General features: G+C 66.6%; 10 protein-coding genes. All 10 read left to right on the forward strand.

Going from position 1 to position 10369, the window contains the following annotated elements; genetic code table 11:
- Window position 1: 1 nt before the first annotated feature.
- The 10 genes from nuoI to mce all read left to right on the forward strand — a co-directional run bounded on the left by nuoI (window position 2) and on the right by mce (window position 10168).
- Window positions 2-490 (forward strand): NADH-quinone oxidoreductase subunit NuoI, encoded by a 489-nt coding sequence (nuoI, locus tag CRP50_RS08275; protein WP_097278547.1) that lies wholly within the window; start codon window positions 2-4, stop codon window positions 488-490.
- Between the two features lie 105 nt (window positions 491-595).
- A complete protein-coding gene (locus CRP50_RS08280; RefSeq protein ID WP_097278548.1) occupies window positions 596-1210 on the forward strand; it encodes an NADH-quinone oxidoreductase subunit J in 615 nt (204 codons plus the stop codon).
- On the forward strand, window positions 1210-1518 hold the full coding sequence (gene nuoK / locus CRP50_RS08285) for an NADH-quinone oxidoreductase subunit NuoK (RefSeq protein WP_097278550.1): 309 nt from the start codon (window positions 1210-1212) through the stop codon (window positions 1516-1518). The genes CRP50_RS08280 and nuoK overlap by 1 nt, the downstream gene beginning before the upstream one ends.
- Window positions 1519-1527: 9 nt before the next feature.
- A complete protein-coding gene (gene nuoL, locus CRP50_RS08290; protein WP_097278551.1) occupies window positions 1528-3453 on the forward strand; it encodes an NADH-quinone oxidoreductase subunit L in 1926 nt (641 codons plus the stop codon).
- 7 nt (window positions 3454-3460) lie between these two features.
- A complete protein-coding gene (locus CRP50_RS08295; protein ID WP_097278553.1) occupies window positions 3461-4975 on the forward strand; it encodes an NADH-quinone oxidoreductase subunit M in 1515 nt (504 codons plus the stop codon).
- Between the two features lie 17 nt (window positions 4976-4992).
- Window positions 4993-6438: an NADH-quinone oxidoreductase subunit NuoN gene (gene nuoN, locus CRP50_RS08300; protein WP_176525083.1), complete on the forward strand. Its 1446-nt coding sequence runs from the start codon at window positions 4993-4995 to the stop codon at window positions 6436-6438.
- Window positions 6439-6459: 21 nt separating this feature from the next.
- On the forward strand, window positions 6460-7281 hold the full coding sequence (locus CRP50_RS08305) for a biotin--[acetyl-CoA-carboxylase] ligase (RefSeq protein WP_245913410.1): 822 nt from the start codon (window positions 6460-6462) through the stop codon (window positions 7279-7281).
- Entirely contained in the window at window positions 7281-8048 is a 768-nt protein-coding gene (locus CRP50_RS08310; protein ID WP_097278555.1) for a type III pantothenate kinase, read from the forward strand. Before CRP50_RS08305 ends, CRP50_RS08310 begins: the two co-directional genes overlap by 1 nt.
- Before the next feature lie 9 nt (window positions 8049-8057).
- Window positions 8058-9728: a ribonuclease J gene (locus CRP50_RS08315; protein WP_097278556.1), complete on the forward strand. Its 1671-nt coding sequence runs from the start codon at window positions 8058-8060 to the stop codon at window positions 9726-9728.
- 35 nt (window positions 9729-9763) lie between these two features.
- Window positions 9764-10168, forward strand: a complete 405-nt coding sequence (gene mce / locus CRP50_RS08320; protein WP_097278558.1) for a methylmalonyl-CoA epimerase — start codon at window positions 9764-9766, stop codon at window positions 10166-10168.
- The last annotated feature ends 201 nt before the right edge of the window (window positions 10169-10369 follow it).

Genomic DNA, 10369 nt, shown 5'->3' on the forward strand with positions numbered 1-10369 from the left:
GATGGGTTTCATCGACCGGACGGCTCGCGCCTTCCTGCTCCTGGAAATGCTCCAGGGCATGGCGCTCTCGTTCAAGTACATGTTCAAGCCTCGGGTGACCATCAACTACCCGATGGAGAAGGGGCCGCTCAGCCCGCGCTTCCGCGGTGAACATGCGCTGCGTCGCTACCCCAACGGGGAAGAGCGCTGCATCGCCTGCAAGCTGTGCGAGGCCATCTGCCCGGCGCTCGCCATCACCATCGAGGCCGAACCGCGTGCGGACGACAGCCGTCGCACCACGCGCTACGACATCGACATGACCAAGTGCATCTACTGCGGCTACTGCCAGGAGGCCTGCCCGGTGGACGCCATCGTCGAGGGACCGAACTTCGAGTTCGCCACCGAGACGCGCGAAGAACTGCTCTACGACAAGGAGCGCCTGCTGGCCAACGGCGACCGCTGGGAGCCGGAGCTGGCCAAGCGCATCGAACTCGACGCGCCGTACCGCTGAACCGGGTCGCACGAGCGGCCTGACGCGGATGCACGAAACAAAAGACGAGACGGGATCGATCATGGTTAAGGTGCGGGCTCCCGGAGCCGCCGGGAAGGGGGGTCGATGATTATCGCCACGTTTGCCTTCTATCTGTTCGCGGTCATCGCGGTCATCAGCGGCACGCTGGTGATCTTCGCCCGCAACCCGGTCCACTCGGTGTTGTGGCTGATCCTCGCGTTCTTCAACGCGGCCGGCCTGTTCGTCCTGCTGGGCGCCGAGTTCCTGGCCATGCTGCTGGTGGTGGTCTACGTGGGCGCCGTCGCGGTGCTGTTCCTGTTCGTGGTCATGATGCTCGACCTGAACACGCTGAACTTCCGCGAAGGCTTCCAGAGCTACATGCCGATCGGCCTGGCCATCGGCGCCGTCCTGCTGGCCGAACTGGTCATGGTGGGCGGCGGCTGGGCGCTGACGCCGGAGCTGCAGGCGCTGCGCGCCATGCCCTTCGACGCGGCGACGGGGGTGACCAACACGGAAGCGCTCGGACGGATCATCTACACCGACTACGTCTACTTCTTCCAGGCGGCGGGCGTGATCCTGCTGGTCGCGATGATCGGCGCCATCATGCTGACCCACCGCGAAGTGGCCGGTGTGAAGCGCCAGAAGGTGGCGCGCCAGTTCGCGCGTCAGCCGGGCGACACGCTGGAAGTGAAGAAGGTTCAGACGGGGAGGGGCATCTGATGGTCGTCGGACTCGGACATTACCTGACGGTCGCCGCGATCCTGTTCACGCTCGGCATCTTCGGCATCTTCCTGAACCGGAAGAACATCATCATCATCCTGATGTCGATCGAGCTGATGCTGCTCGCCGTCAACATCAACCTCGTCTCGTTCTCCGCCTTCCTGGGCGACCTGGTTGGCCAGGTGTTCACCATGTTCGTGCTGACCGTGGCCGCGGCGGAAGCCGCCATCGGTCTTGCCATCGTCGTGGTGTTCTACCGCAACCGCGGCTCGATCGAAGTCGAAGACATCAACCAGATGAAGGGCTAAGGGGCACCGATGTACGTCGCAGCCATCTTCCTGCCGCTTCTCGGCGCGATCGTCGCCGGTTTCGGCCGCCACATCCTCGGCGACCGGGGGGCCCAGATCGTCACCATCTCCGGTGTCGGCATCGCGGCCATCCTCAGCGTCTTCATCTTCTTCGACGTGGCCCTCGGCGACAACAAGCTGGTGGTCGTCGAGCTGTTCACCTGGATCGCCTCCGGCGACATGGACGCCAAGTGGGCCCTGCGCATCGACACGCTGACGGCGGTCATGCTCATCGTGGTGAACTGGGTGTCGTTCATGGTGCACCTGTACTCGGTCGGGTACATGCACCACGACCCCTCGATCCCGCGCTTCCAGGCCTACCTGTCGTTCTTCACCTTCGCCATGCTGATGCTGGTGACGGCGGACAACCTCATCCAGCTGTTCTTCGGCTGGGAAGGCGTGGGTGTCGCCTCCTACCTGCTGATCGGCTTCTGGTACCACAAGCAGTCGGCCAACGCGGCGGCCATGAAGGCCTTCCTGGTCAACCGCGTGGGTGACTTCGGCTTCGCCCTCGGCATCGCCGGCGTCTTCTTCCTGTTCGACACCGTGAACTTCCAGGAGATCTTCGAGCGGGCACCCGAGTTCGCCGAGACTACCGTGGTGTTCTTCGGCATCGAATGGCACGCCCTGACGATCATCGCGATCCTCCTGTTCATCGGCGCCATGGGCAAGTCGGCCCAGCTCGGCCTGCACACCTGGCTGCCGGACGCCATGGAAGGCCCGACGCCGGTCTCCGCGCTCATCCACGCGGCGACCATGGTGACCGCCGGCGTGTTCATGGTCACCCGCATGTCGCCGCTGTTCGAGCTGGCGCCGACCGCGCTCATGCTGGTCACCATCATCGGCGCGCTGACGGCCTTCTTCGCCGCGACAGTTGGTTGCGTGCAGAACGACATCAAGCGCGTCATCGCCTACTCGACCTGCTCGCAGCTCGGCTACATGTTCTTCGCCATCGGCGTGTCGGCCTACCAGGCCGCCATCTTCCACCTGATGACGCACGCCTTCTTCAAGGCCCTGCTGTTCCTCGGCGCCGGCTCGGTGATCCACGCCATGTCCGACGAGCAGGACATCCGCAAGATGGGCGGCATCTGGAAGCACATCAAGCTGACCTACGCCATGATGTGGATCGGGTCGCTCGCGCTCGCCGGTGTGCCGTTCTTCGCCGGCTACTTCTCCAAGGACATGATCCTGGAGGCCGCCTACGGCGCCCACAGCGGTGTCGGCCAGTTCGCCTTCTGGATGGGCATCGCCGCCGCCTTCATGACCGCCTTCTACTCCTGGCGCCTGCTGATCCTGGTGTTCCACGGCAAGCCGCGCGCCGACGAGTACGTCATGAGCCACATCCACGAGAGCCCGGCCGTCATGACCGTGCCCCTCATGGTGCTGGCTGTCGGTGCGGTGTTCGCGGGCTATGTCGGCTACGACATGTTCATCGGCCACGGCATGGAAGCCTTCTGGGGCGAAGCCATCGCGCGCAGCGGGTTCGACGCCATCGAGGCGGCGCACCACGTTCCCGGCTGGGTGCCGCTGGCACCGACCGTGGTCGGCCTGACGGGCATCGCCATGGCCTACGTGTTCTACCTGTTCGCCCCGGGCATCCCGAAGGCGCTGGCGAGCACCTTCGCCCCGGTCCACCGCTTCCTGCTGAACAAGTGGTACTTCGACGAGCTGTACGACGCGATCTTCGTGCGCCCGACCTGGTACCTCGGCCGCGGCTTCTGGAAGTCGGGTGACGGTGCCCTGATCGACGGCGTCGGCCCGGACGGCATCGCCGCCGCGGCCAAGGGCGTGGCGCAGCGTCTGTCGAAGATGCAGTCCGGTTACGTCTTCCACTACGCCTTCTTCATGATCGCGGGCCTGTTCGGCTTCGTGACCTGGTACATGATCAAGGGATGACCCCACGATGACCGATCTGCCCCTTCTGACGATCATCACGTTCCTGCCGCTCGTCGGCGCCGGGTTCATCCTGTTCGTGCGCGGCGGCGAGGCCCAGGTGGCCTCTAACGCCCGCAACGTGGCGCTGCTGACGTCCATCGCGACGTTCGTGCTGTCGCTGTTCCTGTGGTTCAACTTCGACAGCTCCACCGCCGACTACCAGTTCGTCGAGCGGGCGGAGTGGCTGCCGGCCTTCAACATCGCCTACAGCATGGGCATCGACGGCATCTCGCTGTTCTTCGTCCTGCTGTCGACCTTCCTGACGCCGCTGTGCATCCTGTCGAGCTGGGAAGCCGTCACCAAGCGCGTGAAGGAATACATGATCGCCTTCCTGGTCCTCGAGACCATGATGATCGGCATGTTCTGCGCGCTGGACGCCTTCCTGTTCTACATCTTCTTCGAAGCGGTCCTGATCCCGATGTTCATCATCATCGGTGTCTGGGGTGGTCCGCGCCGCGTCTACGCCGCGTTCAAGTTCTTCCTCTACACGCTGCTCGGCTCGGTGCTGATGCTGCTGGCCTTCCTGACCATGTACTTCCATGCGGGCACCAGCGACATCCCGACCCTGATGACGACGCAGTTCGCCTACGGCATGCAGATCTGGCTGTGGCTCGCCATCTTCGCCTCCTTCGCCGTGAAGGTGCCCATGTGGCCGGTGCACACCTGGCTGCCGGACGCCCACGTGGAGGCGCCGACTGCCGGCTCCGTCATCCTGGCCGGCGTGCTGCTGAAGATGGGCGGCTACGGCTTCCTGCGCTTCTCGGTGCCCATGCTGCCGGAGGCCACCGAGGCCTTCACGCCCATGGTCTACACCCTGTCGGTGGTCGCCATCATCTACACCTCCATGGTCGCTCTCGTGCAGAACGACATGAAGAAGATGATCGCCTACTCGTCCGTCGCCCACATGGGCATGGTCACCATCGGCATCTTCGCCATGACGCAGCAGGCCGTGGAAGGCGCCATCTTCCAGATGCTGTCGCACGGCATCGTGTCGGGCGCGCTGTTCCTCTGCGTCGGCGTCGTCTACGACCGCCTGCACACCCGCGAGATCGCGCGCTACGGCGGTCTGGCAAACAACATGCCCAAGTACGCCCTGGTGTTCATGGTGTTCATGATGGCCTCGGTCGGCCTGCCCGGCACCGCCGGCTTCGTCGGCGAGTTCCTGATCATCGTCGGCGTGTTCCAGGTGAACACCTGGGTGGCCCTGCTGGCCGCCACCGGCCTGATCCTGGGCGCCATGTACATGCTGTGGCTGTACCGCAGCGTCGTGTTCGGCAAGCTCGAGAAGGACGAGGTCAAGGCCATGCTCGACCTGTCCAAGCGCGAGATCGCCATCGTCGCCCCGCTCATCGTCATGGTGCTGTGGATGGGCATCTACCCGTCCAGCTTCCTCGAGCCCATGAGCGTGTCGGTGACCAACCTGATCACCAAGTACCAGACGGCCCTCGAGGCCGCCGGCAGCCTGCCGCTGGCCACCCGCTGAGGACGTGAGGGAGACCAATGACAATGACCTCGGCTCTTAACCTGAGCGCCGTTCTGCCGGAGATCGTGCTGGCGCTGTCGGGCATGGCTCTGCTCATGTTCGGCGTGTTCAGCAAGGGCGACACCACCCGCTCCGTCGGTTGGCTCGCCGTGATCGCCTTCGTGGTCGCCGCCGTCCTGGTGCTGACCGGTGCGCCGGACCAGCTGGTGTTCGGTGGCGCCTTCATCGTCGACAGCTTCGCCGTCTTCTCCAAGGTGCTGATCCTGGGCGGTGCCGCCCTGATCCTCATCATGGCGCTGCAGTGGCTGGAGGCGGAGAAGATCGGCCGCTTCGAATTCGCCATCGTCCTGCTGTTCGGCACCACCGGCATGCTGATGATGGTGAGCGCCAACGACCTGATGTCGCTCTACCTCGGCCTCGAGCTGCAGTCGCTGGCGGCCTACGTGGTCGCCGCCTTCAACCGCGACAACCTGCGCTCCACCGAAGCGGGCCTGAAGTACTTCGTGCTCGGCTCGGTGGCCTCGGGCCTGCTGCTGTTCGGCATGAGCTTCGTCTACGGCTTCGCCGGCACCACCACCTTCATCGGCATCGCCGAGGGCCTGAGCCACGGCCACGCCTCCACCGGCGTCCTGGTGGGCCTGGTGTTCATGCTGGCCGGCCTGTCGTTCAAGATCTCGGCGGCGCCCTTCCACATGTGGACGCCCGACGTCTACGAGGGTGCGCCGACGCCGGTCACCGCCTTCTTCGCCATCGCCCCCAAGGTCGCGGCCCTGGCCCTGATGGCCCGCGTCTTGCTCGGCCCGTTCGAGGCCATGGCGGACCAGTGGCAGCAGGTGGTGTGGTTCGTCGCCGTGCTGTCCATGTTCATCGGCGGCTTCGCGGCGATCACCCAGACCAACATCAAGCGTCTGATGGCCTATTCCTCCATCGGCCACGTCGGCTACGCGCTGATCGGTCTGGCCGTGGCGGACCAGGAGGGCGTGCGCGGCATGCTCATCTACCTGGCCATCTACCTGTTCATGAACGTCGGCACCTTCGCCGTCATCCTGTCCATGCGCCACAAGGGCCGCGCCACCGAGAACATCTCGGACCTCGCGGGCCTGTCCAAGACGCATCCGATGATGGCCCTGTGGCTCGCCGTCTTCATGTTCTCCATGGCGGGCATCCCGCCGCTGGCCGGCTTCTTCGGCAAGCTCTACGTCTTCCTGGCCGCCATTCAGGCCGAGATGTACGGGCTCGCGGTCATCGGCGTGCTCACCAGCGTGGTGTCGGCCTTCTACTACATCCGCATCATCAAGGTGATGTACTTCGACGAGCCGGTGGAAGCCTTCGACCGTCCGACCAAGGCGACGAGCGCCATCCTCGGCCTGTGCGGCCTGTTCGTCACCCTGTTCATCCTGTACCCGGCGCCGATCCTGGGTGCCGCCGAGGCCGCCGCCGCCTCCCTGTTCTCCGCCGGCTGACGGGGAGGGGAGACGGGCGCCTTGACACACCCCGTCCTGCCGCCGGGCTGGCGGCTCGCGGCCCACGCGACGCTCGACAGCACCAACGCCGAACTCCGCCGCCTCTCCGAAGGGAGGGGCGGCGCGGCGTCTGGGGCCGTGGGCATGGCGCCGGGCGTCGACGAAGGGCTGATCGTCCAGGCCGACGTGCAGACCGCCGGCCGCGGCCGCCGCGGCCGCGTGTGGCAGAGCCCGGCCGGCAACCTGTCGTGCTCGGTGCTGGTGCGGGTCGGCGGAGCCTGGGGCGAGGCCGGCCAGTTGTCTTTCGTCGTCGGCATCGCCCTGCACGAGGCGCTGGCGGCGCTGGCGCCCGGCCTGCCGCTCACGCTGAAATGGCCCAACGACGTGTTGCTCGACGGCCGCAAGCTCGCCGGCATCCTGCTGGAAACCGCCTTCGAGCCGGCCGAGCCGCCGGGACACGGCTTCGTCATCGTCGGTACCGGCGTCAATCTGGCGACGGCGCCGGCCGCTGGCGAGCCGCTCTATCCGGTGGCGACGCTGGCCGAAGCGGGCGTTGCCGTCACGCCGCTCGCCGTGGTCGGCCTCTATGCAGAGGCGCTGGCGGGCTGGCTGGCGCGCTGGCGGACCGAGGGCTTCGGCCCGGTGCGGGAGCGCTGGCTGGCCGTCGCCCACGGTGTCGGCGGCCCCGTCACGGCCCGACTGGCCGACGGTCGGGAACTCACCGGCACCTTCGCAGCCCTCGACACCGACGGGGCATTGCTGTTGCGCACGGCCGACGGCGGCACGACCCGCATCCTGGCCGGCGACGTGTTCTTCGGCCCCAAGGCCGGCGGAGGCACCTGATGCTGCTGGCCATCGATTGCGGCAACACCAACATCGTCTTCGCCGTGTTCGACGGCGAGCAGGTGAAGGGCGAGTGGCGATCCTCCACCGCCGCCGACCGTACCGCCGACGAATACGGCGTGTGGCTGACGCTGCTCCTCGGCACGGCGGGGCTGAAGCCGGCCGACATCTCGGCCGCCATCGTCGCCAGCGTCGTGCCGGCCAACGTCTTCACCCTGAAGACCCTGTGCCGCCGCTACTTCGGCTGCGAGCCGCTGGTGGTGGGCGAGCCGGAGGTGAAACTCGGCCTCGCGGTGCTGCTGGACCGGCCCGAGGAAGTGGGCGCCGACCGGCTGGTGAACGCGGTCGCGGCGCATGCCCGCTACAAGGGGCCGCTCATCGTCATCGATTTCGGAACGGCGACCACCTTCGACGTGGTGGCCGAGAACGGCGACTACCTGGGCGGCGCCATCGCGCCCGGCATCAATCTGTCGCTGGAAGCGTTGCACATGGCGGCGGCGAAACTGCCGCGCATCGCCGTCGGGCGCCCCAAGGGCGTCGTCGGCAAATCCACCGTGCCGGCCATGCAGTCCGGCGTCTACTGGGGGTACGTGGGCTTGATCGAGGGGCTCGTCCGCCGCATCTCGGAGGAGATCGGCACCGCCGCGACGGTGGTGGCGACCGGCGGCCTCGCGCCCCTGTTCATGGAAGCGACCGACGTCATCCACCATCTGGACCAGGATCTGACCCTCCGGGGCCTGCTCGAAATTCACCGCAGAAACGTCTAAGGGAAGAGTGTGACCAAAACCGACGACAACGGCTTCACGCCGCGCAACGAACTGTGGTTCGTGCCGCTCGGCGGCTCGGGCGAGATCGGCATGAACCTCAACCTCTATGGGTGCGAGGGCAAGTGGATCATCGTCGACATGGGCGTCTCCTTCGGTGACGACAGCGTCCCCGGCGTGGACGTCGTCATGCCCGACCCGGCCTTCATCGAGGACCGCGCCAAGGACCTGCTCGGCATCGTGCTGACGCACGCCCACGAAGATCACCTGGGTGCCGTGGGCTACCTGTGGCCGTGGCTCAAGTGCCCGGTCTACGCCACCCCCTTCGCCGCCGCCTTCCTCGAGACCAAGCTGCAGGAAGAGGAACTGCTGGGCGAGGTGCCGGTGAACGTGGTGCCGCTCGGCGGCAAGGTGACGCTCGGGCCGTTCGACCTGGAGTTCGTGTCGCTCACCCACTCCATCCCCGAGCCCAACGGCATCGTCATCCGCACCGACTACGGCACGGTGTTCCACACCGGCGACTGGAAGCTCGATCCCGAGCCGGTGGTCGGCCCCAACGCCGACATCGAGCGCCTGAAGCGCCTCGGCGACGAAGGCCTGCGCGCCGTGGTGTGCGACAGCACCAACGTCATGACCAAGGGCCATTCCGGCTCCGAGGGCGCGGTGCGCGACAGTCTGGCGGCCCTCATCGGCCGCTACGACCGCAAGGTTGCGGTCGCCTGCTTCGCGTCCAACGTGGCGCGCTTGAAGACCATCATCAACGCGGCGCACGACAACAACCGCGAGGTCTGCCTGGTCGGCCGCAGCCTGTGGCGCATCGTCGACGTCTCGCGCAAGACCGGCTATCTCAGCCATAACACCCGCTTCCTGGAGGCCGACGAGGCCGCCAACCTGGCCGACAACCGTGTGCTCTACATCTGCACCGGCAGCCAGGGCGAGCCGCGCGCGGCGCTCAACCGCATCGCCTGGCAGTCGCACCCGTCGGTCAGCTTCGGGCCGGGCGACGCAGTGCTGTTCTCGTCGCGCATCATCCCGGGCAACGAGCGCTCCATCTTCCGTCTGCAGAACCAGTTGGTGCGGCTCGGGTGCGAGATCGTCACCGACAAGGACCACTTCATCCACGTCTCCGGCCACCCGGCGCAGGACGAGATGCGCGAGATGTACGGCTACCTGCGGCCGGAAGTCTCCATCCCTGTCCACGGCGAGCGCCGTCACCTGCACGAGCACGAGAAGCTCGCCCGTGAATGCGGCGTGCGGCAGGTGGTGGTGAACGAGAACGGCGGCATCGTGAAGATCGGCCCGGGCGAGCCGGAAATCATCGGCCACGTGCCGACGGGGCGTCTGGTGCTCGACGGCGACCGCATCGTCCCCATCGACAGCGAGATCCTGCGCGACCGCAAGCGCATGGTGCAGAACGGCGCCGCCGTCATCACCATCGTCATGGACGCCCGCGGCAAGCTGCTGGCCGATCCTCTCGTCACCACCCACGGCCTGTTCGAGCCGGACGAGGAGGACGAGAGCGTGCTGGTCGACGTGGTGCAGGCGGCCATCCGCCGCCTCGGCCCCGACGACCGCCGCAAGGACGAGACGGTGGCGGAAGCCGCCCGAATCGCGCTACGTCGGACGTTCCAGGCCGACCAGCGCCGCAAGCCGCTGACCGACGTGCACCTGGTGCGGCTGTAGACTTGGGACAACGAGGGTCGAGGAGGGAGTAGACCATGATCGGACGCTTGAATCACGTCGCCATCGCGGTGCCGGACCTGGACGCCGCCATCGCCACCTACCGCGACGTGCTGGGCGCGAAGGTATCGAAACCGGTGGCGCAGCCGGCGCACGGCGTGACCGTGGTGTTCATCGAACTGCCGAACACCAAGATCGAGCTGCTCCACCCGCTGGGCGAGAAGTCGCCCATCCAGGGCTTCCTCGACAAGAACGCCACGGGCGGCATCCACCACGTGTGCTACGAGGTGGAGGACATCCTGGCCGCCCGCGACAAGCTGAAGGCCGAGGGCATGCGCGTCCTCGGCGACGGCGAGCCGAAGATCGGCGCCCACGACAAGCCGGTGCTCTTCCTCCACCCGAAGGACTTCAACGGGACCCTGGTGGAACTGGAGCAGGCGTAAGGGCGGGTCTCGGTGCAAGTGCTTGTTCTGCCGTAAGAAGCCGGGGGAAGTGCTTGGTTCGTAACGAGAAAGTGTCGTGGCCGGGCGCGGCCCGGCCACCCACGGCGTCCCCGGCAGTCGACGGGGGCGCCGTTTTCCGTGGCAGGCACCGTGCACGCCGTGGATGCGCGGGTCGAGCCCGCGCATGACAAGGTTTTGAGA

The sequence above is a fragment of the Caenispirillum bisanense genome, from assembly GCF_900230255.1.
GTDB lineage: Bacteria > Pseudomonadota > Alphaproteobacteria > Rhodospirillales > Rhodospirillaceae > Caenispirillum > Caenispirillum bisanense_A.

Excerpts from the sequence above, each read along its gene's own strand:
- nuoI (WP_097278547.1), top strand. The coding sequence starts at position 2 with ATGGGTTTCATCGACCGGACGGCTCGCGCCTTCCTGCTCCTGGAAATG.
- CRP50_RS08280 (WP_097278548.1), top strand. The coding sequence starts at position 596 with ATGATTATCGCCACGTTTGCCTTCTATCTGTTCGCGGTCATCGCGGTC.
- nuoK (WP_097278550.1), top strand. The coding sequence starts at position 1,210 with ATGGTCGTCGGACTCGGACATTACCTGACGGTCGCCGCGATCCTGTTC.
- nuoL (WP_097278551.1), top strand. The coding sequence starts at position 1,528 with ATGTACGTCGCAGCCATCTTCCTGCCGCTTCTCGGCGCGATCGTCGCC.
- CRP50_RS08295 (WP_097278553.1), top strand. The coding sequence starts at position 3,461 with ATGACCGATCTGCCCCTTCTGACGATCATCACGTTCCTGCCGCTCGTC.
- nuoN (WP_176525083.1), top strand. The coding sequence starts at position 4,993 with ATGACAATGACCTCGGCTCTTAACCTGAGCGCCGTTCTGCCGGAGATC.
- CRP50_RS08310 (WP_097278555.1), top strand. The coding sequence starts at position 7,281 with ATGCTGCTGGCCATCGATTGCGGCAACACCAACATCGTCTTCGCCGTG.
- mce (WP_097278558.1), top strand. The coding sequence starts at position 9,764 with ATGATCGGACGCTTGAATCACGTCGCCATCGCGGTGCCGGACCTGGAC.